Source organism: Saccharicrinis fermentans DSM 9555 = JCM 21142 (genome assembly GCF_000517085.1).
Classification (GTDB): domain Bacteria; phylum Bacteroidota; class Bacteroidia; order Bacteroidales; family Marinilabiliaceae; genus Saccharicrinis; species Saccharicrinis fermentans.
In genome coordinates this window covers 4430189-4456174 of record NZ_KI912107.1, presented here as the reverse complement: position 1 = coordinate 4456174, position 25986 = coordinate 4430189, and the positions used below count along the sequence as shown (strand labels likewise).

The 25986-nt window shown below is 32.3% G+C and carries 27 protein-coding genes; 9 read left to right on the top strand and 18 right to left on the bottom strand.

The window, feature by feature from the left end; translation table 11 throughout:
* Nucleotides 1–31 precede the first annotated feature (31 nt).
* The 11 genes from mnmG to nadA all read right to left on the bottom strand — a co-directional run bounded on the left by mnmG (nt 32) and on the right by nadA (nt 11291).
* Nucleotides 32–1909, bottom strand: coding sequence for a tRNA uridine-5-carboxymethylaminomethyl(34) synthesis enzyme MnmG (gene mnmG / locus CYTFE_RS0118195; RefSeq protein ID WP_027472981.1), 1878 nt, complete (start codon nt 1907–1909; stop codon nt 32–34).
* Nucleotides 1910–1972: 63 nt separating this feature from the next.
* The gene (gene ybeY, locus CYTFE_RS0118190) at nt 1973–2371 is read right to left on the bottom strand and encodes an rRNA maturation RNase YbeY (RefSeq protein ID WP_027472980.1); all 399 of its coding nucleotides are present in this window, start codon (nt 2369–2371) and stop codon (nt 1973–1975) included.
* A gap of 24 nt (nt 2372–2395) precedes the next feature.
* Nucleotides 2396–2800 carry an ATP-binding protein gene (locus CYTFE_RS0118185; protein WP_044212011.1) on the bottom strand — a complete coding sequence of 135 codons (405 nt, stop codon included), beginning with the start codon at nt 2798–2800 and terminating at the stop codon, nt 2396–2398.
* An 89-nt stretch (nt 2801–2889) separates the two neighbouring features.
* The gene (locus tag CYTFE_RS0118180) at nt 2890–4011 is read right to left on the bottom strand and encodes a murein hydrolase activator EnvC family protein (RefSeq protein WP_052522055.1); all 1122 of its coding nucleotides are present in this window, start codon (nt 4009–4011) and stop codon (nt 2890–2892) included.
* A gap of 19 nt (nt 4012–4030) precedes the next feature.
* The gene (locus CYTFE_RS0118175) at nt 4031–4786 is read right to left on the bottom strand and encodes a DUF4292 domain-containing protein (protein ID WP_044212013.1); all 756 of its coding nucleotides are present in this window, start codon (nt 4784–4786) and stop codon (nt 4031–4033) included.
* Between the two features lie 64 nt (nt 4787–4850).
* Nucleotides 4851–6593 (bottom strand): tetratricopeptide repeat protein, encoded by a 1743-nt coding sequence (locus CYTFE_RS0118170; protein ID WP_027472976.1) that lies wholly within the window; start codon nt 6591–6593, stop codon nt 4851–4853.
* Between the two features lie 262 nt (nt 6594–6855).
* On the bottom strand, nt 6856–7296 hold the full coding sequence (gene dut, locus CYTFE_RS0118165; protein ID WP_027472975.1) for a dUTP diphosphatase: 441 nt from the start codon (nt 7294–7296) through the stop codon (nt 6856–6858).
* 4 nt (nt 7297–7300) lie between these two features.
* Nucleotides 7301–8791: an MATE family efflux transporter gene (locus tag CYTFE_RS0118160; protein ID WP_044212015.1), complete on the bottom strand. Its 1491-nt coding sequence runs from the start codon at nt 8789–8791 to the stop codon at nt 7301–7303.
* A gap of 14 nt (nt 8792–8805) precedes the next feature.
* Nucleotides 8806–9831, bottom strand: a complete 1026-nt coding sequence (ruvB, locus tag CYTFE_RS0118155; protein WP_027472973.1) for a Holliday junction branch migration DNA helicase RuvB — start codon at nt 9829–9831, stop codon at nt 8806–8808.
* 4 nt (nt 9832–9835) lie between these two features.
* Nucleotides 9836–10225, bottom strand: coding sequence for a response regulator (locus CYTFE_RS0118150; RefSeq protein WP_027472972.1), 390 nt, complete (start codon nt 10223–10225; stop codon nt 9836–9838).
* A 70-nt stretch (nt 10226–10295) separates the two neighbouring features.
* Nucleotides 10296–11291, bottom strand: a complete 996-nt coding sequence (nadA, locus tag CYTFE_RS0118145; protein ID WP_044212018.1) for a quinolinate synthase NadA — start codon at nt 11289–11291, stop codon at nt 10296–10298.
* Between the two features lie 535 nt (nt 11292–11826).
* Here nadA and rpiB point away from each other — a divergent pair.
* Nucleotides 11827–12264: a ribose 5-phosphate isomerase B gene (gene rpiB, locus CYTFE_RS0118140; protein ID WP_027472970.1), complete on the top strand. Its 438-nt coding sequence runs from the start codon at nt 11827–11829 to the stop codon at nt 12262–12264.
* 209 nt (nt 12265–12473) lie between these two features.
* Nucleotides 12474–12917 (top strand): RrF2 family transcriptional regulator, encoded by a 444-nt coding sequence (locus tag CYTFE_RS0118135; protein WP_027472969.1) that lies wholly within the window; start codon nt 12474–12476, stop codon nt 12915–12917.
* On the opposite strand, the gene CYTFE_RS32020 is transcribed toward CYTFE_RS0118135, so the two are convergent.
* Entirely contained in the window at nt 12905–13312 is a 408-nt protein-coding gene (locus CYTFE_RS32020; RefSeq protein WP_027472968.1) for a VanZ family protein, read from the bottom strand. The genes CYTFE_RS0118135 and CYTFE_RS32020 overlap by 13 nt on opposite strands.
* Before the next feature lie 161 nt (nt 13313–13473).
* Here CYTFE_RS32020 and hemW point away from each other — a divergent pair, with 161 nt between their 5' ends.
* From hemW to CYTFE_RS0118105, 4 genes are all read left to right on the top strand, one after another.
* Nucleotides 13474–14598: a radical SAM family heme chaperone HemW gene (gene hemW / locus CYTFE_RS0118125; RefSeq protein ID WP_027472967.1), complete on the top strand. Its 1125-nt coding sequence runs from the start codon at nt 13474–13476 to the stop codon at nt 14596–14598.
* A gap of 10 nt (nt 14599–14608) precedes the next feature.
* Nucleotides 14609–15007, top strand: a complete 399-nt coding sequence (locus CYTFE_RS0118120; RefSeq protein ID WP_027472966.1) for a rhodanese-like domain-containing protein — start codon at nt 14609–14611, stop codon at nt 15005–15007.
* Nucleotides 15007–15876 (top strand): cation diffusion facilitator family transporter, encoded by an 870-nt coding sequence (locus CYTFE_RS0118115; RefSeq protein WP_027472965.1) that lies wholly within the window; start codon nt 15007–15009, stop codon nt 15874–15876. Before CYTFE_RS0118120 ends, CYTFE_RS0118115 begins: the two co-directional genes overlap by 1 nt.
* 216 nt (nt 15877–16092) lie before the next feature.
* Complete coding sequence (locus tag CYTFE_RS0118105) at nt 16093–16896, top strand: exonuclease/endonuclease/phosphatase family protein (RefSeq protein WP_152541648.1); 804 nt, start codon at nt 16093–16095, stop codon at nt 16894–16896.
* A gap of 65 nt (nt 16897–16961) precedes the next feature.
* Here CYTFE_RS0118105 and CYTFE_RS0118100 read toward each other — a convergent pair whose 3' ends face one another.
* Together CYTFE_RS0118100 and CYTFE_RS0118095 are read right to left on the bottom strand one after the other, a co-directional pair.
* Complete coding sequence (locus CYTFE_RS0118100) at nt 16962–17762, bottom strand: DUF2797 domain-containing protein (RefSeq protein WP_027472963.1); 801 nt, start codon at nt 17760–17762, stop codon at nt 16962–16964.
* Between the two features lie 89 nt (nt 17763–17851).
* Entirely contained in the window at nt 17852–19108 is a 1257-nt protein-coding gene (locus tag CYTFE_RS0118095) for a peptidase U32 family protein (RefSeq protein ID WP_027472962.1), read from the bottom strand.
* Between the two features lie 74 nt (nt 19109–19182).
* Between CYTFE_RS0118095 and CYTFE_RS0118090 the strand changes: the two genes are divergently transcribed.
* From CYTFE_RS0118090 to CYTFE_RS0118080, 3 genes are all read left to right on the top strand, one after another.
* Nucleotides 19183–20232, top strand: coding sequence for a hypothetical protein (locus CYTFE_RS0118090; RefSeq protein WP_027472961.1), 1050 nt, complete (start codon nt 19183–19185; stop codon nt 20230–20232).
* Between the two features lie 65 nt (nt 20233–20297).
* Nucleotides 20298–21260: a glycosyl transferase family 90 gene (locus CYTFE_RS0118085; protein ID WP_027472960.1), complete on the top strand. Its 963-nt coding sequence runs from the start codon at nt 20298–20300 to the stop codon at nt 21258–21260.
* Between the two features lie 15 nt (nt 21261–21275).
* Nucleotides 21276–22259: a glycosyl transferase family 90 gene (locus CYTFE_RS0118080; RefSeq protein ID WP_052343283.1), complete on the top strand. Its 984-nt coding sequence runs from the start codon at nt 21276–21278 to the stop codon at nt 22257–22259.
* A 66-nt stretch (nt 22260–22325) separates the two neighbouring features.
* Here the strand turns inward: CYTFE_RS0118080 and CYTFE_RS27150 are convergent, their stop codons facing one another.
* The 4 genes from CYTFE_RS27150 to atpC all read right to left on the bottom strand — a co-directional run bounded on the left by CYTFE_RS27150 (nt 22326) and on the right by atpC (nt 25967).
* The gene (locus CYTFE_RS27150; RefSeq protein ID WP_052343282.1) at nt 22326–23447 is read right to left on the bottom strand and encodes a glycosyltransferase family 4 protein; all 1122 of its coding nucleotides are present in this window, start codon (nt 23445–23447) and stop codon (nt 22326–22328) included.
* Between the two features lie 68 nt (nt 23448–23515).
* A complete protein-coding gene (locus CYTFE_RS0118070) occupies nt 23516–24496 on the bottom strand; it encodes a glycosyl transferase family 90 (protein WP_044262901.1) in 981 nt (326 codons plus the stop codon).
* Nucleotides 24497–24511: 15 nt separating this feature from the next.
* Nucleotides 24512–25537, bottom strand: a complete 1026-nt coding sequence (locus CYTFE_RS0118065; RefSeq protein WP_027472957.1) for a glycosyltransferase family 9 protein — start codon at nt 25535–25537, stop codon at nt 24512–24514.
* A 172-nt stretch (nt 25538–25709) separates the two neighbouring features.
* On the bottom strand, nt 25710–25967 hold the full coding sequence (atpC, locus tag CYTFE_RS0118060) for an ATP synthase F1 subunit epsilon (RefSeq protein ID WP_027472956.1): 258 nt from the start codon (nt 25965–25967) through the stop codon (nt 25710–25712).
* Nucleotides 25968–25986: the final 19 nt, after the last annotated feature.

Below are 25986 nucleotides of genomic sequence, written 5' to 3'. Positions count from 1 at the left end.
TTTTGTTTTATTCCGTTCCACGTGGAACGCATTAACGACCCATCAAAACCAAAAGTACATTTATATCGCTTGGACTTACACCGGAAATACGACTAGCTTGTCCGATAGTTTTAGGATTAACTTTAGCCAATTTTTGGCGTCCTTCGGTAGAAATACTCTTTAATTCTTCATAATTAAAACGCCCTTCTATCTCAAGATTTTCCAATCTCGATAATTTATCGGCCATCATCCTTTCCCTATTGATATATCCTTGATACTTAATGAAAATTTCTGCAGACTCGAGTATTTCCATTCTTCGCTGAATGGGAATTTGAGAACAATGCTCTTTAAAAGGTTCTATATACTCAATAAGTCCCATAATACTAACTTGTGGACGCAAAAGAACATCTTTTAATTTAACCGTTTGCTTAAGCGGAGTGGTATCTACAGTGGATAAATAATCATTTATATACTTAGGCTTTATACTAAAATTATCCACAAATTCAATAATTAAATCTCTATACTTTAATTTTTCGTCTAGTAAAAGTAAACGTTCCTTTTTGGCTAATCCTATATCAAAACTTTTTTTAGTCAGCCTTATATCAGCATTATCTTGCCTTAATAAAATACGATACTCGGCACGAGAAGTAAACATCCTATAGGGTTCATCTACACCTTTGGTCACCAAATCATCAATTAAAACGCCAATATAAGCTTCATCTCTCCCAAGCACAAACGATTCCTTTCCTTGCAATTTTAGATGCGCGTTTATGCCAGCCATTAACCCTTGGGCTCCGGCTTCTTCATAGCCGGTAGTACCGTTAATCTGGCCAGCAAAATACAAATGATTTACTAACTTAGTTTCCAGAGTATGGTGCAACTGAGTAGGATCAAAAAAGTCATATTCAATGGCATATCCGGGACGAAATATTTTAGCATTTTCTAGTCCGGGTATATGTTTTAAGGCGGCTAACTGAACAGATAAAGGCAAAGAACTACTAAACCCATTTAAATAATACTCAATCGTTGTTTCTCCTTCTGGTTCTAAATGTAATTGATGCTTATCCTTATCGGCAAATGTTACAATCTTTGTCTCGATACTCGGACAATAACGAGGACCCATACTTTGAATAGTGCCATCATATAAAGGAGATTGATGCAGTCCTGCTTCTAAGGCCTCATGGACTTTGGTATTGGTATAAGTCAACCAACAACTTTTCTGAACTAATTTAGACTGTTCATCGGGTAAGTAAGAAAACTTATAAAAGGTATCATCACCTACCTGTTCCTCACATTTTGAAAAATCAACAGATCTTCCATCTACACGAACAGGAGTACCAGTTTTCATACGATCAGTGACGAACCCAAAATCCTTCATTTTATTACTAAGACCATAGGAACTAGCTTCACTAATACGACCGCCTTCCATTTGCACTTGCCCAATATGCATAAGTCCGTTTAAAAAAGTACCATTAGTCAAAATAAGGGCTTTACAAGTAAACTCCACTCCCATTTTCGTAAGAACAGATTTTACACGATTCCCGTCAAACTGAATATCAACCACCGTATCCTGCCAAAAATATAGATTCTCTGTTTGTTCTAAGATCGACCTCCATTGGGAAGAATAAACCATTCTATCACACTGTGCCCTTGGACTCCACATCGCAGGACCCTTTGATCTATTTAAAAGTCGAAACTGAATAGAAGATCTATCAGTTACTACACCTGCATATCCACCCAGGGCATCAATTTCGCGAACAATTTGACCTTTCGCAATACCGCCAATGGCCGGATTACAGCTCATTTGGGCTATTTTATTCATATCCATTGTAATCAACAATGTTTTAGAACCTAAATTAGCAGCAGCTGCTGCTGCCTCACAACCAGCATGCCCTGCTCCAACCACAATAATATCGTAATTAAAATCCATAACAAATCAATAAGAATGCAAAGGTACATGCATTCAGTTATTTACAATAAAAAAACAGTGAAATTATGAAATTGTTTTAAGAACTTCCAGTGCTTGATCCTCTAAAGCATGCATAGCTGCATCTTCTTGGTCTGTTTTATCCTTAAAACCTAATAAATGAAGTATACCATGAATAATAACACGATGTAATTCGTCTTTAAAAACAGTGTTATACTCCTTGGCATTAGAACGTACCGTATCTAAACTAATCAGAATGTCTCCGCTAATGAAATTATCTTCGCAATAATCAAAAGTTATAACATCCGTATAATAATCATGATTTAAATAATCACGATTGATTTTTAAAATATACTCATCAGAGCAAAAAAGAAAGGAAATTTCTTTACAAATACCTTTATGCTGGTCTACAATAATATTTATCCAGCGCTTCAATAAATCAGTATCTAACTGTATATCAGACACATCCTCATAATCAAAATAAATCACCTACAAATTAAATGTTAACTTAACCATACTACCCTCTTTTTCAAAATCAATTTCATCAGCTAAATGGTTCATCAAAAAAATACCTCTACCATGCGTCTTTTCAACATTCTCAGGTAAAGTTGGATCTGGAACCTTAGTGTAATCGAATCCTTTTCCTTCATCCATAATGACAATTTGAATATCTTTATCGGATATTTGATATTCTAATTTTACATTTTTAGACGAATCTAGCTTGTTTCCATGTACAATTGCATTGTTAACACCTTCAACAACGCCTAACAATAGCTTACCATATACATCCGAATGTATATCGTATTGACTCGAAATATCATCAATCAATTTCTCGATTAGGCTAATATTCTTAATGTCAGAACTTATAACGACTCTTTCCACAGTTAAATCCATTTATGTCTTAGTAATTTACACTTACATTATACTACAAATTACACAAATAGTTACTCAAATGTAAATATTTTTCTTTTAATTATAAAGTGCTATTTCTGCAACCATTCTAAAGGGTTAATCTTTTTACTCTCCTCCCAAATCTCAAAATGTAAGATACCATTCTTATCTTCATTATCAGCAAAAATTTGACCGATACTTTGATTACTTTTAACAACTTGGTCATTTTTTACATCAACCTTGGCCAAGTTGGCGTAGACGGTCAGATATTTTCCATGTCTCACAATGACCGCCTTATTGTATCCAGGAATAGCAATAACGCGGCTTACAGTACCTTCATAGACACATTTAACCCTATTCTCTTTCGATGCTGTTATATCAATGCCATTGTTCTTAATTTTTACGCCCTTTAAAACGGCGTGATTATGTTCACCAAAACTACTGGTTACGATACCATTTTCAACAGGCCAATTTAACTTACCTTTAGCACTATGGAAATTAGAAAAAGAATAACCTACCTCGGAAGAAGATTCCCTAATGAGTTTTTCAATACTCGCTTGTAATTTTTTGGTAGCACTTTCTTTTTTAAGAATTTCACGCCTTAACCATTTTTCGTCTTTTTTTAAATCAGCTATATATTTTTGTTTTTGAGAAACACTCCTTTTTAAACTTTCTATTTCATTCAATAAAGCTAAATATCTTTTTTGTTTACTTTCAAGTATAATCTCATTTTCACGAACTATACTATCGTGTCTTAATTTAGTGTCAATTAAAACCAGACCTTGCTTTTTTCGATAAGAAGCATATTGTTTCATGAGATGAAATCGCCGATAGGCCTCAGAAAAAGACTTGGCACTAAAAACAAGCATAAACTCATTGTAATTGGATCCCATCTGCTTATGTGCAGACAAAATTAGATTTTTATAGCCATCACGCAAGAAACTAATTTCTTCTTCCAAGGAAGCAGTAAGCTCCTTATTTATATTGATTTGTTCCGTAATAGCCTCCATTTCCTTTTTATATGAGGCAATTACCAACTTTTGGGCACTTATCTGCGCATTAATCAACTTTAAATCATTCAGATAAGCGATACGCGTATTACCCTTTGTCTTTAAAAGCTTTTTTGCATTACTAATATCTCTTTCATACTGCTCACGTTGCTTCTTTAAGGACTCAACATCAGTACTTTGTGCCGAAATTCCAGTTAGTACCAAGCAAATAAGTATGGCAACACTACAAAGCTTTAGAGGTATAACTCGAAGGAATTTTAAAATGAAGGCTACCACCATCGTTTATTTCTAAAAAATTTATTTTTAAATCTACATCAAAAACCTGAGAACCATGCGCTGCTTTAATTTCTAACCTTTCAGGAAACAAGATATCATCAAAGGATTTAAAATCCTTATACTTAATAAAAACGGACTGATTAGTTGAGAAATCCTTAATATACACATTAAAAATACGATATAAGTCAGGATAAATATCAATTTCGTGGAGAATTATATTATTATTACTACGTCTACTTAACCTTCCTAATCTTTTATCCTTTAAAGATTTAAAAGAATAAAAGTCATCTTCGACATGATGTTTATACTTTTTTAATCCATCCATATAATCACCATCAGAAGGATACAAAAAAAGAGAATTACTTAAAATCGACTGGAGCGCAAAGAAATCAAGATCTAATCCATACTTCGTACTAAAAAAATTGTAATTAGTGAACATAGCCACTTTATTATGCTTATCAAGAATAACGACCTCATTTTTCGTGAATTTAGCCCTCACCAATTCAATACCCATTAATGCATAAATAGAAACAATGATTTGACTATCCTTTTCAATAACAAAACTTCCCTTAAAGGACTTTTTACTACGTCCATCATTATAGTTAAACTGGACTTTTTTTAAATATAACTTATCATAAACAACTTGATTTGCATCCAATTGATTACGCAATCTGGCATCACTAATATTAGAAACTTTCCCCAAGGTAATCCTTTCCGTCGTTTTACAACTAACAAAGAGAATAATGCACCCTACTACACATATAACCCTATTCAGCAACATACTTTTTTAATTCTATTTTTCGTTTTAAAACCACCGATTCATTACCCATATCCAAAGACTTTTTCCACTGAATCAAAGCATCCTCCACCTTATTATTCATGAACAAAATATCTCCATAATGTTCTACAATAACATCACTGTCAACACCTCCGTTATCTATAGCTCTTTCAATAATGTATTTAGCTTCAAAAAACCTTCCTCTTTTAAAAAGAACCCAAGCATACGTATCTAAATAGGTAGCATTACCTGACTCTAACTCAATACACTTAGAAATCATTTTTTCAGCCTTTTCCAGCTCCTTATTCTCAACAGATAAATAATAACTATAGTTATTTAGCACAACCACATTGTTATCATCGATTTCTAAAGCCTTTTCGTAATGTTTAAAGGACTCATCTGAATTACCTAGACTATGTTCTACATCCCCGAGATAAGCATGCATTTGCCCCTTTAAAGTAAGATTATCACCCGCATATTCTAGACCATTCTGTAACTTTTCCTTTGCATGTATATACTCCTCCTTCTGCATGGCGGCTAAGGCATAAAACAGATTAAATAAAGGCTCTTCAGGAAAAATAGAAAGCACTTCATCAGTTCCGGTATATAAGTCCTCAAATAATCCTAAATCGATTTCTAACAGAAACATATCTTGCCACAGCGCAGGGTTACTCTTATCAATACTCAATGCCTTTTTATATTGAACAAGAGCAGCCGGCTTATCTCTATTTTGAAGGTAATTGGCATAATACACATAACTACGGGCGTCGTCCTTATGAACAATAGTTAAGCGATCAAACAATTCAGCTACAACATTTGTATCTTTATAAGTCGCAAAATCCTTACCCATCAATAAAGGTAACAAACGTTGAAATTTAACTTCCAATGCAAGATCCTTATCATCCAATGCTTTAGCAAAATAAGTAAAATAGGCAGTGGTATCCGCTTGCTTTAATTTAGTATTGGCCAATGAAAAATAGCCCATTCCATTTCCTTCATCCAATTGAAGAATTTTTAGATAGCTTTGCTCAGCCTTGGTATAATTTTTATTATACAAATATAAATCACCTAAAAAACCATAATACCTGGGCTCATAAGGATTATCATCAATCAACTTATTAATTTCTTTATAAGCTAATCCTTCCTTACCCATCTCCAGATAAATCTTTTCCTTTTCAGTAGATATCGTTTCGTTAATACCTATACTTTTCTCTAGAACATTGTAAGTATCAATGGCTTTCTGATAATCTTTATTGTTTTGATAAAGTTGGGCTAGAACATATGTGAATTCATCACTATCAGGAAATCGCGCTACTAATTTTTCATAGGTAGCAATGGCTTTAGGGATATCTTTATTTTGCTGATATAAATCGCCCAACAAAATCTGAAACCACTTATTATCCGGAGATAGACGCACCGAATTACTCAGCAAATCCTGCGCAGCTTTATAATTTTTGGCAGCGATGGCAATATTCGCTAATTCAAAATAACAAGTACCACTTAAAGAATCAATTTTTAAACATTCCACAAAATAATTTTTTGCTTTATTTAAATCACCATTCATTTTTAAACGTTGGCCTTCATAAAAAAAGTAATCAAACTTTCTCTTATTTTGAGGACTCAAGAAAGAAACTTTTGAATCCAAATTCTGTTTAACTGTTACGGTATTCTTAACACTTTTGCATCCTCCTAAACAAATAACAAGAGCCAAAAGCCAATATAAATTTTTCATGCGATAAAATTTTAATTTGAATGATCACATCAAACTCACCACCAAAACATATCCTAAGAGAATAATAATGGTTCGTTTTATCTGCCCGATTCTCTCTTTAATAAACTTTAAAAATCATTCAATAGTCAATATTTCCTCACTAAATCAAATGAGTTTTATACAAAACAATGAACAAAGTAATATTGCAAAAAATACTAAACCTACCTCAAAGAACAAAACACATAAAAGCGATCTAATAAAACACAATACGAATTAAAAACATTTATAACTTACCGGTGTGGCCAAATCCACCAGCCCCTCTTTCTGAATCTACTAACTGATCCACCAATGAAAAGGTCACTTTCTCATGTTTAGCTACCACCATTTGACAAATGCGTTCACCATTTTTAATAACAAAATTATCCTTGGAGAGATTAATCAAAATAACTTTAATTTCACCTCTATAATCAGCATCAATCGTACCAGGGCTATTCAAAACTGTAATACCATGCTTAAGTGCCAGACCACTTCTAGGTCTAATTTGAGCTTCAAAACCAGCAGGCAATTCAATAAACAAACCTGTTGGAACCAACACACGCTCTAAAGGTTTAATAAGCATATCCTCTTGAAGACTGGCTCTTAAATCCACTCCTGCCGAGAGCTCAGTAGCATACGAAGGAACAATATTTGAACTTTTATTAATTAACTTAACTTCTAATGTCATGATTTTATATTAGCTTCTTTTTAAACTCTTTCAAATAAACAAACCCTAAAAATACAATTATTAAGCCAATCCGCACACCATACAATAAAATATCATACCAAAGTATGGAAAAATCTGACTTATAAATATTTATTAAGGGCAATATATAAATGCCAGTCACATAAATAACAGCTGCAAGAGCAATATAACGCAAAATCGGCCACCAGTTATACCGTATATTAGAATGTTTATTACCCCAATAAATACTTAATCCCACCATAACAGCAAAACAAATTAGACTAGCCAAAGCCGCACCAATATACCCGATAACAGGAATTAAAATAAAATTAAGCGATACGGTAATAATACTCCCCACAATACCCATAAAAGCACCGTATTTAGTATTATCTGTTACCTTATACCATACCGACAAAGTAAAATAGATTCCACTTAAAAGTTGGGCTACCAAAACAATTGGGATAATCACATTTCCTTGTTCGTACTCCTCAGTAAGAACGATATTGATGAAATCCATAAAAAAAGTGACGCCAAGGAAAATAAGCAATCCGAATAGGGTAAAAAACTTCAATATGTCCGAATACATACCCGGACGTTTATTGTCAGCATGATTTTTAAAGAAAAAAGGTTCAAAGGCTAAACGAAACGATTGCGTAAACATAGCCATGAGTACACCAATTTTAAAGTTGGCACCATAAATAGCCAATTGTCTTAAACCCTCATCACCACCTACCAATTTAGGAATCAAAATCTTATCTATTTGAATATTTATCATCCCGGTAATTCCTACAATCAGAATTGGAAAAGAATACTTATACATATTAAGGAGCAAACGAAAATCTAGCTTACCAATACAATTAAAAACATCCGGTAAAATGACAACTAAAATAGAAAAAGAGGCAAATAAATTAGATAGTAAGACAAAAAAAGCTTGATCATCAGAAAAGGCATACCAATCCAATAACCTAAAAAAATTCGATCCATAATTTTGCGGACACCAGTACAGAAAAAATAGGTTGAAAGAAATTAAAATTAGTACATTTAAAAGCTTTAATAAACCAAAACGAACACTTTTACCTTCGTAACGTATTTTAGCAAAAATAAGGGATGAAATAGCATCAATAATGACTATTAATGCAACAATAACAACTAATTTAGCAGGAATGCCATTACTAAGCCAGGCACTAAAACTATCCTTAAAAATAACAACGAACCACAAAAAAAGTAAACTGGTTGAAAAAATACTACCAATAGCAGTGGTAAAAACAGAACTATAATTTTTTGTTTTAGCAAAACGAAAAAAACTGGTTTCAAAACCATAAGTTAAGATAACCAGTAATATAGCAATATAACTGTAGAGCTGAGTCACGATACCATATTGTATCCCATCCATCGTACGGATATAATAAGGCATCAACAACCAATTCAGAAGACGCACCAAAATGGTACTTCCGCCATACACAATTGTATCACCAGCCAAAGACTTAAACTTACCCAAAATACATTAGCTTATTAAAAAAGTGAATACTGTTCCTGATTAAAAGAATCTTTTCCCAAATGACTATAAGCCAACGCTGTCGCCATACGTCCCCTCGGTGTGCGTTTGATAAATCCTTCCTTTATTAAAAAGGGTTCATATACCTCTTCTATGGTACCACTATCCTCACCAATAGCAGTAGCAATGGTACCAACACCCACAGGCCCTCCATGAAATTTATCTATAAGCGTACATAGTATCTTATGATCCATTTCATCCAATCCATGCTGATCAATATTGAGGGCCTCCAGTGAATATCTAGATATTTCAATATCAATGGAACCATTACCTTTTACCTGGGCAAAATCTCTGACCCTTCGAAGTAATGCGTTGGCAATACGTGGAGTTCCGCGACTTCTGCCAGAAATTTCGAGACAAGCCTCCTTACTAATACTTGTATCTAAAATACCCGATGATCGATTCACTATACCCGCAAGAACTGTATTATCATAATATTCCAGGTGACAATTAATGCCAAAACGAGCCCTTAATGGACTAGTTAACAATCCACTACGTGTAGTTGCACCCACCAATGTAAAAGGGTTTAATTCGATTTGTATACTTCGTGCACCAGGTCCTTTATCAATGACAATATCTATTCTATAATCTTCCATAGCTGAATAAAGATACTCTTCAACTACAGGACTAAGACGGTGTATTTCGTCAATAAATAGAACATCATTAGGTTCTAAATTAGTGAGTATACCGGCCAAATCACCAGGTTTATCAAGTACAGGTCCACTTGTTAATTTGAAGCCTACGCCCAATTCATTGGCAATAATATTCGATAAAGTCGTTTTACCAAGGCCTGGAGGGCCATGTAACAAAACATGGTCTAAAGCTTCCTCGCGCATGGAAGCAGCTTGCACAAATATTTTTAGATTTTCAACAATACTATCCTGTCCTTTAAAATCATCAAATTTCAAGGGCCGTAACTTATTATCGGCTTCTCTTTCTATATTTTGGTACCCTTCCTCACGTATATCAAAATTATCTTCCATCCCACTATTTAATAATTCCCAATTGTTTTATTAAGGCCATAAATAAATCTAATTCGAATGGCTTAGCCATATATTCATCCATACCTTGTGCCAAACATTTTTCGCGATCGGCATCGAAAGTATTGGCCGTTAAACCAATAATTGGCGTAGAATAACTCAAACCCTCTTCATACTTTCTAATTTCGGAAGTAGCCTGAAGACCATCCATAACAGGCATCATTAAATCCATGATAACCAAATCATAACGACATTTTTTAATCATATCCAAAGCCTCCTGTCCATTATTAGCTATATCCATCTTAAAACCTAGCTTACTCAGATTCAAGAATATAAGTTTTTGATTTAATATATTATCCTCAACTAATAATATAGACAAAGAAGCAGAATTTTCCATTTAAAATAGATATTGAAGTCCAAGCACAAAAAAAGCAAAATATTAGCACATATGTAAACTATTCGTCAAATTAAAGACCTAGTTTATTAGAAATATCTAGCATTCTTTCAATGGGCTTCACGGCTTTCACCCGTACCGCTTCATCTACTTCAATGGTTGGCCACCCAAATTTTAGTGCATTATAAAGCTTATCCATGGTATTTAAACGCATAAATTCGCAATCATTACATGCACAAGTAGAATCATTAGGCGGAGCAGGAATAAATGTCTTATTAGGGCTCTTTAGTTTCATTTGATGAATAATACCCGATTCGGTAGCCACAATAAATTTTTGACTACTGCTGGTAGAGGAATAATTCAAAAGGGCAGCGGTAGACCCAATATGATCAGCAACCATTAAAAGTTGCTTTTTACATTCAGGATGCGCCAATATTTCAGCGTCTTTATTACTATCCTTGATTTCAAGTATTTTTTCCAGTGAAAACTTTTCATGAACATGACAGGCACCGTCCCATAAAAGCATTTCACGTCCGGTTATACTATTAATATAATTTCCCAGATTTTTATCAGGTCCAAATATTAATTTTTCATCCTTAGGAAAACTATCTACAATAGCTTTAGCATTGGTGCTGGTTACTACAATATCAGATAAAGCCTTAATTTCAGCTGAAGTATTCACGTAGGTGATGACCTTATGATCTGGATATTGTTTTATAAACTTAGCAAAAACATCAGGCGGACAACTATCCGCTAAACTACATCCTGCATTTAAATCAGGAACTATTACTGTTTTTTCTGGGGATAATATCTTAGCACTTTCACCCATAAAATGCACACCCGCGACCATAATAATTTCAGCATCTGTTTTGGCTGCAAACTGTGCCAAAGCTAAACTATCACCTACAAAATCCGCGATATCCTGGATTTTATTCTCTTGATAGAAGTGAGCCATTAATACGGCATTTTTTTCCTTTTTCAGTTTTAAAAAAGCATCTTCTATATTTCCAACTTCTTTGGTAGATTCATCGACGAATCCTTTTTTCAACCAATTTTCCTTTAGTTCCATTATTATTTTTAAATAAAGAGAGATTTCTAAAATATATGATGATTATAATAGTCTGTTAATACGGTTTATAAAATTGTAAACAAATCCTTGTTTACATGTTACTTCAACATTTGAAGCAGGTTTATTAATATTTAATTAACATGTAATATTGTTAGTTGTTTCTTAAAAACCAAGTTATTACTATACTTTATTAACAAGTTGTTAATAGAAAACAAATTTAATAAGATTATCGGTTGAAACGATATAACAGCTGTTAAAATGCTGTTTGAAATACGTGTTTAATTAATTACTTTATCACTTGACTTATTCGTTTCAAGGATGACTTATACAAAAATGAAATAATTACAAATTTATTTTTTGATATTTTTCATTTCCGCTTTCACATTTTATCAACAATTAATAACCAGTTATTCACAGTTTATTAATAATGCCTTCATATACTATATTTAGGTCCTTCTTTTAGTCTATTATATGTAGCCCTTAACGTAGTTGTCGGCTTAGATGTTCAAGTTTCTTTTTATCTTTGAAAAAAAAAATGAAGTATACTACTATTGGCCTGGCTGCAGATCATGCTGGTTATGAACTAAAAGAGACTTTAAAATCATTCTTATCCGAAAAGGGTATAAAATGTATTGATTTTGGTACTGATTCAAAGGAAAGTTGTGATTATGCAGACTTTGCACACCCTTTAGCAACAGCTGTTGAAAACAAAGATGTGGAGTTAGGTATCTCCGTGTGTGGCAGTGGAAATGGCATAAATATGACTGTTAATAAACATGTTGGTATCCGTGCTGCCTTGTGTTGGAATAAGGAAATTTCTGAACTGGCTAGGGTTCATAATGATGCCAATATATGCTCTCTTCCTGCCCGATTTATTAGTTCTGATGAAGCAAAGGCTATTATTGATGCTTTTTTGGAGTCAGAATTTGAGGGTGGAAGACATCAGCGTAGGATAGAAAAAATACCTTGTTAATTAATTGTTATTGAGAACGGAAGCTAAGAGATTTTTAATTTTTATGGCTTAGCTTCCTACTTATTTATGTGCGTAACAAATTAATATGGCTCGCTCGCTCAATATACTAGAGACTTTGGTTTTGTTTGCAATATGCAAATTAAAAGAATGTGATTAGATATTTGTGTTTTAGCATATTTGTGTAATTTAGTATTTGTAAATCTTTTATTATGCTATCTAATACTTGTAAATACGCAGTTCGTTCGGTTATATATCTGGCTTTGAATCAACAAGAGGATAAAAAAATAGGTATAAAACAAATATCAAAGGATTTGGATATACCTACACCTTTTTTAGGCAAGATATTACAGACTCTTGCAAAACAAAAAATGTTACTGTCTAATAAAGGACCGCATGGAGGATTTTCCTTAGCCATTGCAGCCGATGAAATTACACTCTTGGATATAGTGAGTATTATTGATGGACTCGATGTATTTGAAAATTGTATGATTGGTATGAATAGTTGCCAGTCGGCTCATGAAAATAATCGTCCCTGCCCTGTTCATGATCAGTTTTGTGAAGTGCGTAGTCAGATGTTTAAACTTTTTAAAGAAGAGACCATCGGCAATATTACCCGTAGGATCAAAAATAAAGAAGATTATTATTTGTTGTAGACCTTTTTAAAAAGCATTAATCTATATATAAATGCACTATTTCTTAAGGCAAAAAAGAAGATGCTTCCTGTCATAACACCTATGGTATTAAATACGGCGTCATAAAAATTTCCACTTCTATTATTTGTAAATAGTAATTGTATGAATTCTAACAATATACCTAATACTATGGTGTCCAATACTATCCATCCTTTTCTAATAGGTTTTGTACTTTTATGATTTTCAATAAAAAAAACAAAACTAAGGGTCAGATACATGGTGAAATGTGCAAATTTGTCGAAATGATGAAATAGTTGCACCTTATCGGGAACAAGATTGTTGACATTTGAAACGCTTAGAAAAAATATTGTTAAGAATAGAAAAATGCTTCTCCAGTAATTTTTAATAAAAAACATAATCAATGTGTTTGATTTATAGTGTTTTAAGTTTAGATTGTGAAAAATATTTGCAACAAATGTACCATATTTAAATAAAAAACAAATGTTTCACGTGAAACGTTCTTATAATTTTTAAACTATAGCAAGGATTAATAGTTACTGTATAAAATAATTTAATAATGGCTGGTATTTATATACACATTCCCTTTTGTATTCAAAAATGCGGTTACTGCGATTTTTACAGTATTATTCGATTAACGGATAAATCTGACTTTGTTGCTTGTTTATGTAAGGAGATCATTGATAGAAAAGACACATTAAATGGTGAAGCTGTAAAAACTATTTATTTTGGTGGCGGTACGCCTAGTTTATTAAGTAAACAAGACCTCACAAAAATAGTAGATGTTTTGTTTGCTCATTATGATCTATCTAAGCTTGAAGAGTTTACCATTGAGGTGAATCCTGATGATATCAATATGTCATATCTGACAGATTTAAGAGAATTGGGTATAAATCGTTTAAGTATGGGAATTCAAAGTTTTAACAATAAGATTCTTACTTTTATGAATCGTAGACATAATGCTGCTGAGGCGCTACAGGCAGTTGAATTGTCTAAACGGTCCGGCTTTGATAATGTGAGTATTGATTTGATCTATGGTATTCCCAATATGAGCCTTCAGGAATGGGAAAGTAGTATTGATACAGCTTTAGGAATGGGAGTGCAGCATATATCTGCTTATCACCTTACTTTTGAACCGGGAACTGTGTTTTATAAAAATTTAAAAAAGAATATATTGAAAGAGGTTGATGATAGTGTAAGTGTGGAACAACATGCTTTGTTAATTCATAAATTAAAAGAGAAAGGTTTTATTGATTATGAAATATCTAACTTTTGTCAACCTGGCTTTGAATCTAAACATAATTCTAGTTACTGGAATGGAAGTAACTATTTAGGCTTTGGTCCCTCTGCTCATTCTTATTCTGCACCGTCAAGAAGGTGGAATATTTCTGATTTAAAAGAGTATATGAAAAAAGTGCAAGAAGAGGAGTGTTATTTTGAATTTGAAATTTTAAGTGAAAAGGATAAATATAATGAGGCTATTATGCTCGGATTACGCACAAACAAAGGTGTTGAGTTAAATGTAATCAATCAAATGAAGGATGAATTTATCCTTTTTTTTAATGAAATAATGAAGAAAAATATAAAATTAAAAACTACGTTTGAGCAAGATGGTTATTTAAAAGTTTGTTTTGATCAGAAAATACTGACAGATCAAATTATTACTGATTTTTTTATCGCATAATTATAGTTGGATGAAGTTTATTTTTTGTTTAGGTTTATTTTTTGTATTGACAATTAATGGTTTTTCGCAGAAGTCGAGCATCCTTGAGTGCGATGAATTTTATAATTCTATATATACTCTTAATGATGTTGTTATCTTTGATATAAGGATCAAAGAAAGTTACCAGAAGTTTAGAATTAAGGATGCACTTTGGGCCGGAACGAAAGAGCGTTTACGTAGCTATTTAAAAGATATAGAGAAAAATACTACGCTATTTGTTTACTGCGAAATAGGAAAAAGAAGTAAGGATTGTGTAGAATTATTAGACTCTTTAGGTTATAGAAATGTTTTTCAACTTAAGGATGGTATTAGAGAATGGAAAAAGAATGGTTATCCTATTGATCGTTCTAGGATTAAAGATAAATTATAATGAGCCAGAAAAAATTGTATACTACCGGATTAATCATTTCTTGGTTGTCTATCGTCTTAAATATTGCATTATTTGCCATTAAATTTTGGGTGGGTATTTTATATAATTCAGTGGCTTTGATTGCGGATGCTTGGCATACTTTAACCGATTCAATTTCGTCTTTTGCTGTTCTTATTGGTATTAAGGTTTCAATGAAACCAGCGGATGAAGATCATCCCTTTGGGCATGGCAGAGCTGAACTGATTGCTACTATTTTTGTAGGTATATTATTGGCTATTGTGGGTGCTAATTTTACCTATGAATCCATCCTGAAACTTAGTTCTCACGAATCAGTCGAATATGGAAAGTATGCTATTATTGTAACTGTTGTTTCCATTGTTGTGAAAGAAATGATGGCTCAGTATTCTATTTATTTTGGAAATAAAACATCTTCCACATCTTTGGTTGCAGATGGATGGCATCATAGAAGTGATGCTATTTCAAGTGTTGTAATTTTGGTGGGTATTTTTATTGGGAAATATTTTTGGTGGATGGACGGAATACTTGGTCTTATTGTTTCTTTTTTAATATTTTATACTACTTATAAAATATTAAAAGAAGCATTGTCGTTGTTTTTAGGCGAAAGAATTGATGATGAGTTAAAGGAGAGCATTCAAAAAATTGGTTTTGATACTTTTATGAGAGATTTAGATCCTCACCATTTCTTAATTCATAAATATGGACATCACTCTGAACTTACTTTTCATATTTCTTTATCGGGTAATATGAGCCTGGCGGAAGCCCATCGTATGGCAACCCAGTATGAAAATAAAATTAAGGAAAAGTTTAATATAGGTGTCACTATTCATATTGATTCTTTAGATTATTAACGGGAGTGTTTTAAAGTTTTTGTTTTAATTTTTTTTGGGACTTGTTTTTTTAAATTAATGATATTCAAATTATTGTAGGCCATAAAAATCCCATTTGAAGGAGTGTGCTTGGGGTTATCACCAATTTTTGGTGCATTATCAACTATTACGGGCTTCACGTGTAAATAATATTTATCGCAAGTTTTAAGCCTGTATATTGACTACAAATGGTTTGTAATGAGGTTTATTTTTTATTTCTTTCTTTTTAATCTGATATTTCTTTGCGGATGTCATCATAAAGGTAAAAATATTTCAGTAACTAGTATGAAGTTTACCTGTCAGTTTGCTGGTGATTCTATTTATGTTCATGAGCCTTATTTTGATACTTTACAATTTTTTATATCCCGATCGAATCCCGATTTAATTAGTTTTAAAGAGAGTAATTTTAGTAGAAAGTGTACCGATCATATTGAATCAATAGGGTATCGTTTTATGCCTTTGAATATTGCCCAGGATTCTACTTTACAACTTGTTTCTCCTGTTGCCTATAAAATTTCTTCATTTGATTTTTTGGCTTCGTCCGTAATTTCTTATAACAATGATAGTCTGAGGTATGGCCAAAATTTGGTTTCATGGTATCAATTAAGAAACCAGCGAACGGGGCATATTTTCTATCTTTTTAACCTACAGCTTCAAAAGAACCTTACTTTGTATCAATCCAGGTTAATAGGTTTTGATTTGTTAAGAAAGATCGATGAAATATCTGCTGGCGTTCCAGTGATATTAATAGGTGATTTTTATGGTTCAAATGCGGAAATTAAAAGATTATTGACCGATAATTGGAAAAACACATATCCCCTTAGCGAAGTAAAAACAAGTCATCAAGAGTCAGATTTTTTGGTGAACGAATTTCTAAAAATTAAGAACAGTTCCAGTAATAAAACCAACGACTCTATTATAAACAGTGTGGTTATTCAGTTTGCTATAAATACAAAAAAAATATCCAGAAGTAAATCTGGACATCCTATTCCTGAATATTAGATCAAATACTTTCACTAATGATTATATTTAATTGTTTGATTAAAAGATTTTAGTGACGTGAATATTTACTCAGGTGTTTCTATTTCAATTAGGTATCCATTGTGTTTTCTAATATTTAGCACGAATGAGTTATCCAGTAACAGATATTGACCTTTTATTCCGGTTAAAATACCTTCTATCTTCTCTGATTTATCAAAACTTAAGCTGCTAATTTTTGTGGGATACTGGTCCACAGGAAAATGTATTTCGCTTATGTTGTTGTCGGAAGTGCAGTATTGTTTTAACTCATTGGGTAAATAATGATAGGCCTTTTCTTTTTCGCTGTGTAAATTAATTTGCTCTATTTTTCCCTTTAACATGCCTTGCCAACTTGTTTTATCAGAATAAAATTGCATTAGAAATTTTTCTATGGTTCCTGCGATGTGTCTGTTAGGTGTTTCCGCGACTATAATAGCGCGTGAGGCTCCCTGGTCAATCCAACGTGTTGGTATTTGTGTTTTACGGGTGATTCCTACTTTTAAATTGGATGATACGGCCAAATACACAACATGTGGTTGAAGACAATGGTCATTTGCCCATTCTTGATCTCTGGAAATACCTAAGTGTGCTTTACATTTATCAGGATGTAAGACGCATTCGCTTGCCTGTGGAGATTCTGTAAAGCAGGTATAACAAAAGCCTTGTCCAAACGATTTGTTGGTTTTATTACCACAGGAAATACAATTGATTTGGTGTAGGTATGTTAAAATAATTTTTTGATGAATGAATTTATTGAGTGCAATGTGTTTATCACCTATGGGAAGCACATATTCAACCGGTTCAGCTAAAGAGCTTTTCATTTTAATAATATTGCCTTGGTATTTCATTTTTCAGTTTTTAAGCTTCTTGTAATTTTAAGTTGTAACATAGTTCGATCGTTGTACACCCATGTTCTTATTAATGAGATAAAGATGTTTTATTGATTCAACGAGGTATGTGCATCAACTAGTTTATATAGTTTGTCTGATCGTCTTATTTTTTCCTTAATAGGCATAGAGAACCTCTCCCCTTTTTGGGTCTCTTCTACTGGTTTTAATTCTACTCTTATTTCAGGAACCTTCATTTTTATTACACCTGTGGTTGGACCTGTAATGAGTATTTCATCACCTACTTTCAAACTTTGTGTTTCCATGAGAAACTCTGCTACACCAATTTTAGGAAAGTAGTTGGTTCCTTTACCTATATAAATTTTTCGTTTTGAGGCTCTGTTTCCGTAATTGTGACTCCATTCACCTAGCTTTTGCCCCAAGTAATATCCATCCCAAAAACCACGGTTAAAAACTGTTTTTAATTCTTTATCCCATCCATCAATTTTACTTTGATTAAAGTTGCCTTCCAGAATGGCATTTAAGGCTTCATTATACGCCTTTACCACCGTATGTACATATTCTGGACCTCTTGCTCTCCCCTCTATTTTAAATACGCGTACCCCTGCATCCACCATTTTATTTAAAAAGTGAATGGTTTTTAAGTCTTTGGGTGACATGATATATTCATTGTCTACTTCTAATTCTTGACCTGTTTCCTTATCGGTTACAATATAACTTCTGCGACAAGTTTGTAAGCAGGCTCCCCTATTGGCCGAGGAAGTAGTATTATGTAAGCTCAGGTAACATTTGCCTGATACAGCCATACATAGTGCACCATGACAGAACATTTCTATTTGAATTAATTGACCATTTGGACCTTTAATCTGTTGAAGCTCAATTTCTCGATATATTTGAGCCACTTGATCCATGTCGAGTTCACGAGCTAACACCACAACATCAGCAAACTGCGCGTAGAATTTGAGGGCTTCGATATTTGAAATATTAAGCTGTGTACTTAGGTGTATCTCTACTCCTATTTCTCGTGCAAAGGAAATAGCAGATACATCAGAAGCTATTACTGCCGATATATTGGCTTCTTTGGCTGCTAAAATTACTTTTCGCATCAGGTTTAAGTCCTGATCGTAAAGAACAGTGTTTACAGTTAGATATGTTTTAACGTGCTTTTCTTGTGCTATCGTAACAATCTTGTGTAAATCGTCGACTGTAAAATTGTTGGATGATCTGGAGCGCATATTCAATCCTTCAATTCCAAAATACACTGAATTGGCTCCTGCTTGAATGGCCGCTCTCAAAGATTCATAAGAACCTACTGGCGCCATTATTTCAAATTCTTCTCGTTTCATTAAAAAATTTCAATAATGATAATTCTGGTGCAAAGGTACTTAATTATAAATACTACTTTAGCAAAAAAAAATCTATGAATGTAGCCATCGTTGAATTTAATAACTTCCATGATGAATGTATTTATTCTCAAGTTGTTTATTTAAAGTCGTCTGCAGAGGTTAAATTGTTTTTGGTTTGTAACTACCGCATGAAAAGCAGAATTCAGTATCTTGATATGTTTGAAGATATTCTGACTGTTAGAAGTAATCAATGGGGTGTTGGACACTTTAAAATTCTTAATTTTTTAAGAAAAAATCGTATTGAAAAAGTTATTTTTAATAGTTCCTTATATAGTCCTGTAACCAATCTTTTAAGAATATGCTCCAGTAAAAAGAGGGATTATTTTGGCTTGGTTCACAATAAAAAAATGCTGATTGAAAAGAAGAACTCTCAATTGGTAAAAAAGGCGAAGGGCTATTTTTTTCTGAATGATTATTTGTTGGATGGAATAGACAATTGTTTACCTGTAAAAAAGAATTGTTCATCCTACTACCCTATTTTTTTTCAAAAACATAAATCTATTCCATTAGATAAACAAAAGGATGAAATATGGGTCACTATTCCCGGTAGAATGCAAAAATCCAGGCGTGACTATGATACCTTGTTGAATTCTTTTAAAAGTGGAAAACTGAATAAAAATGTTAAACTCTTATTTCTTGGACAAAGTATCTTTGTGAAAGATCATGGTCAGGATATTCGAAAGGAATTTGAAAAATATGATAGTAACCATAGCTGTATTTTTTGGGATAAATTTATAGAAAAGGATGTTTTTCAGAGTTATATGGAGAACAGTGATTTTATTTTGCCACTTATTCATTCAAATCACGTTTCTATTGAGGAGTATAAAAATAAGATATCTGGTTCCTTTAATTTAGCCTTTGGTTATAATATACCCTTGATTATGGATCACTTTTTTAGTCAATTCGAAGATTTTAAAAAGACGTCTTTATTTTATCATCCAGATGAAGATATTGTTCGAGTGTTGAATAATTTAAAACCCCAAAATAAAGAAAATGTTTATCATCATGAAAAGTGGAGTTTTGAATTTCAGTGTAAAAAGTTTATTAGTTTTTTGAATGAATAATGAAGTCTATTGGTAGGATGTATTAGTTTTACCCATAACAGAGTCCGTAAATTTAGAGATTACATATGCGAAATTTTGTCCGAACATTAAAGTCTTTTAGACATAAAAATATTAAAGCCTTATTTTATCTGGATAATGGAATAAAATTTATTATTCCCAAAGCCTTTTATAGAGCTATGCTAGGTTCATATTTTAAGAAAAAATATTTAAATGACCCTTACCTTCAAAAGAGAGTAAACTATTATAATAAGCTTGATAAAAACTATACTTTATCAGATTTTGTTCCATTAAAAGATTATAAATTTAATGGTAAAGATTCTTCTTACTTTTTTGATTTATATCAGGATATAAAATTTTTTCCTTTAAAGAATAAAATAGCTTATTTATTTGGAGATGTAACTACGATTCCCAAAGGACCAACTCTTGTTAAAAGTAGACCTATAGAAGGTGAAAATCAAAATTCAATCATATTAAAATTGAATAAGGTAAGGCATTATACCTTTTCTAAGGATAGATACAAATATGCTAGGAAAAAGGATTTGCTTGTGTGGCGTGGCCATATTGATGAGCGTACAACAAAAAGAATAGATTTTTTCAAGCGGCATTTTAATAATACCTTATGTGATATTGCTGCTACCCCGCATTCAAGATGTGATGACGTTTGGAAACAACCAAAACTAACCATTGACGAACAGTTAACTTATAAGTTTGTATTGAGTATTGAAGGTATTGATGTAGCTACTAATTTAAAGTGGATTATGTCTTCTAATTCTATTGCGGTAATGCCGAAACCTGAATATGAGACTTGGTTTATGGAAGGTACTTTAATACCTGATTATCATTATATATCTATTAAGAGGGATTTTTCTGATTTAGATGAAAAGTTAAATTATTACTTGAAGAATGAAGATAAGGCATTGGAGATAATTAGAAATGCACATCAATATATTCAGCAGTTTAAGAATAAAAAACAGGAAAGAGTTATTTCCCTTTTGGTTTTAAATAAGTATTTTCAATTTCAATCGTAATATTAACATTTAGATATGATTTCTGGATATAAAATTAAAGATTCAGTGAAGCAATTGCTCTCCACAAGAATGAGCACTTCTAAAGAGCTTTTTTATGCTACTAATTTTTTAAAGTATACTATTCCTCAGTTTTTGTATAAATCAAGATTGTCTAAGTTATTAGATGAAAAGAATATTAAAAATCTGGATTATGTAAAATATAGGGTTGACTATTGTAATAAACTTGATGCGCCTTTTAAACTTAATAATGCAACCTCCATTAAAAATTTTAAGTTTAGGCACGCATTTTCTACTTATTTTTTTGACACCTACGAATTAACAAAGTATTTTAATAAAAATTATGTCTTTAATTATGAATTTGGAGACGTTGTAACAATTCCAGAAGAGCCATCATTTGTAAAAAGTAGACCTATTCATGGTGATAACAAAAATTCAATTTTACTGAAACTCAATAAAATTCGACACTATGGCTTTGTGAAGGATAAGATAGATTTTAGTGATAAAAAAAATATTGTATTATGGAGAGGCAATGTTACTGATAATAAGGTGAAAAGGATAGCGTTTTTTAAAGCCCATTTTGATAATGAATTATGTGATATTGGTGTTACATCTCGAAAGTTTAGAGAAAAGAAATGGTTCAAAGAGAAGATGACTTTGGGCGAGCAATTGAAGTATAAGTTTATTTTAAGTCTTGAAGGACATGATGTTGCTACTAATTTAAAATGGGTGATGTCATCTAATTCTATTGCTGTTATGCCTACTCCTGAGTATGAAACTTGGTTTATGGAAGGAACCTTGATACCTGACTATCATTATATTCATATAAAAAAGGATTATTCTGATTTAGATGAAAAATTGAATTTTTATCTAAATAACCCAGAAAAAGCAGCGGAAATTATAAAAAATGCCAATGCTTATGTGGATAATTTTAAAGATAAAAAACAAGAAAGGTTAATATCACTTTTAATTCTTAAAAAGTATTTTGATCTTAACAAGTAAGTGTTTCCAGCCATCCTTTATGGATGGCCGGGGTAGTATTTCTTTTATAAAAAATGACGTTCTTTTTTATTTATTTGATTGGTAGTTATTTAAGATAATATCATATATTTTTTTTATTTGAACTGGTTGGTTGTAGTTTTTTTCAATATGCAATCGTCCATTTCGACCCATTTCTTTTGCCTGGATAGGATTTTTACAAATTTCGATCATATATTTAGCCATGCTATCTTCATCGTTTTCTTCAATTAAATAACCTGTTTTGTTGTGTATAATGGCCTCTTTTATACCTCCATGCAGAGTACTTACTACAGGTAGTCCTGTTGCACTGGCTTCTAAAATACCTAATGGTGTTCCTTCCATATCTCCATTGTGAGCAGTGATGGAGTGCTGAACAAAAGCCAATGAAGATCTCATTAACGCAGCTATTTCATGGTGTGGCAGTGCTCCTGTAAAAATTACAGAATCTTTAATTTTTAATTCTTGTACCAATTGTTCGCATTTTTCAAATAGACCTGTTTTTTTTCCTACTATAGTAAGTGTAGCGTCTGGGAATTTTTTTAATACTTTACTAAATGCCGAAATTGTTGTGAGTGGTGCTTTTTTTGCGGTTAAACGACCCACTGCAAGAAATTTTTTCTGTGTAATAATTTCGTTGTTGGGTTTAAATTTAGAAATATCTACACCATACGGAATTACTTTAATTTTTGAAGGGTTCGCATCCAGCGCAATAAGTTTCTTCTTCATTTCTTCTGATACAGCTATGATACTTGAAGCGTAGTCAAAAAGCTTGTGGTACTTTTTTCTAAATTTTCGGATGATTTTGTTTTCTGTGGCATCATATCCATGAAAAATGACAATTAATGGAATATTTAATGTTTTGCATACCGGAACCATATATGAGCCTGACATTCCATAATTGGCAAACACCGTATCAATTTTGTTTTCTTGTAAATATTTTTTTACGCCGTAATTACCGAAAAAATTGTTTCTACCAACAAAAACTTTGACAATTTTGTGCATGATCCATAATGGCTTGGGACTTAAGAGACTGCCATCTTCTTTTCTTTCAGGGTATATTCCTCTGTATATTGTATATATATCTGCTAGTTTTGAAAATTGGGTAATCTGATCATGTATAAAGGTTTCTGAATACGCCTTTTTAGCCGTTCGTGTAATACAAATACGCATGTTATTATTTATTAGGTTTTAAGTGTGTTGAATTAAGTTTAAAGCTTTATATCTTATTAAAATACTTATTATAAGTTTGTTTTAAAAAAGTATTTTTGTAGAACCAATAAGGAAATCAGATCTTCTCTTTCTTTGTTTTTGAATTGATGAATGTATTTGTTGGCATTTTTACGTATTTCCTCCGTTTTTTCAGGGTGGTGGATATAGTAGTTCAGTTTATCGTTTAAGTCTGAATAATCGTCCTTAATGTGAATATAATGGTAGTCTGGAATAAGTGTCCCTTCCATAAACCAGGTCTCGTATTTGGGAGTTGGCATTACTGCCACTGAATGAGATGACATGATCCATTTTAAATTGGTTGCCACATCGTTTCCTTCCAGCGAAAGAATAAATTTATAATTTAGTTGTTCCACTATATTTAGTTTATCAACTTGCCATTTACTTTCTAGGTCTGCTTTATTTACATGGCCAACATTACAAAGTGGATTGTTAAAATGTTTTTCTAAAAACAGTATTCGTTGGGGTTGGTGTTTCCAAATATTACCTCTCCATACGAGTTGATCTTTTTTTTTGGAGAGAGACTTGCTTTCATTTACATAAATAAAATGACGTATTTTGTTTAAGTTTAATAAAACCGCATTTTGATTTTTACCGTTGATGGGTCTACTTTTTACAATAGCGGGTTCATCAGGTATTTGGGTGACATCTCCAAATCTATAGGCAAATTTATATTCTGGTTTAAAAAAACGGGTGTATTTCCAAGTGTCAAAAAAATAAGTTTTTTCTTTTCCATCAAATATAAATTCTTGTAATGTGCCTGTACTTTTTTTTAAGGCAGTTTCATTTTCAAGTTTATTGTAATAGTTGACTCTATTTTGAATATAGTTTATATCGAATTTTTTAATTTTTTTTAATTTTTTATCTAGCTTATTATGAGTGAATTGTGGTAGTATTTTAAGCTTTAAAAAGTTTTTTAGATAGTAAACAGGCTTTAAATTCTTGTGTTTGGCTGTTACTATGTTGGTGTATGTTTTTTTTAAGCTGCTCATATCTAAATCATATTGTTAAATGGAGGATTTTGAAAATACAGAAATATTTTTTTTAATTTCTTCTACAATTTGTTCTGGTGTAATATCTACCAAACATTTTTTAATTTCCTGCAATTTACATTTGGTATTTCCATGTTTACTACAAGGTTGACATGGTAACTGTAAATCAAATATTTTCATTTTTTCTCCTGTTGGATAGCCAAAGGCTGTTGGTCCTATTATGGCGCAACCAGGAACATTAAAAAGATCTGCAGCATGTAAAAATCCAGTATCGCCACTTACCACGTATTGAGCTTTTGAGGTAACACAAAAGCTTTCTAGTAAAGAGGTTTTACCGGCTAAATTCAACACTTGTTCGGGTGCTGTTTCCGCTATATCGTTACAAAAGTTATCTTGAGGTCCGGCTAATATGGTAAAATGAAAATCAGGTAGTAATTCTATCAATTTTTTCCAATAGGAAACTGGCCAGCGTTTTAGTTCCCAAGCGGCCGAAGGCACCAGGGTAATTGTTTGTGCAGGTTGATTTTTTAGTAGTTGCCTACATTTATCTTCTGTTTCTGTGGGAAATACCCAATTGTTTTGCGGGGTGAAGAAATTATGAATACCCCATTTTATTAATGGCTTTCTAAATGATTCAAATGCTCTGAATGGTTTAGGAAGTAAGTTAATTCTGAAATTGAACAATAGTATTCTTTTCAGTCTGCTTTTTTTTCGGGTAATTTGTTGAATATGTGTTAGTGGCGGACAAATAATAGCCTTTAAAATATTAGAACGTATGTTGCTGTGTGCATCATAAACGTGCGTATATTTTTCTTTTTTTAGCTGAAAAGCGAGCTTGATAAGGCCACCTATCCCCTCTTCGCGATCAAACGCAATGAGCCGATCAATCCTGGGATCGATTTTTAAAAGTGATGCTAAATCCTTACGTACAATCCAATGTACCTCTGCATTAGGATGGTGGTTTTTAAAACCTCCTGTAATCGACATGCATTGAATGATGTCCCCTATGGAACTTAATCTGATGATTAATATCTTTTCCAAAATATATTGTTTACAAGTACCCGTATCCATTATGTAATTATTTGGACACTTTCGTGAATATGGTGTAAAGTTAATTGTTTTGTATGGAATATTAGATTCTTTGTTTTTTTAAGCAAAAAAAAGCCGTAATCGGGTGTGATTGCGGCCTATATATTCAATATAATGTTGATTGTTATTCTTTCATTGAGCTCATCAATATGGACGCTTTATTGTTTTTACATTCAAAAACACCACCATTACAGTTAAAAAAATGTTCTTTACCATCTTTGGCAAATATTCTTATTTTACCTGGAACTAAGGTTGAAACAATGGGAGCATGGTCTTTTAAAACGGTAAAACTTCCATTAAAACCTGGTAATTGAATAAATCCCACATCGGCCGAAAAGAGTATTTTTTCGGGTGTTATGATCTGTAAATTTAAGTCCTTCATAATAGTTAGTACTTGTCAA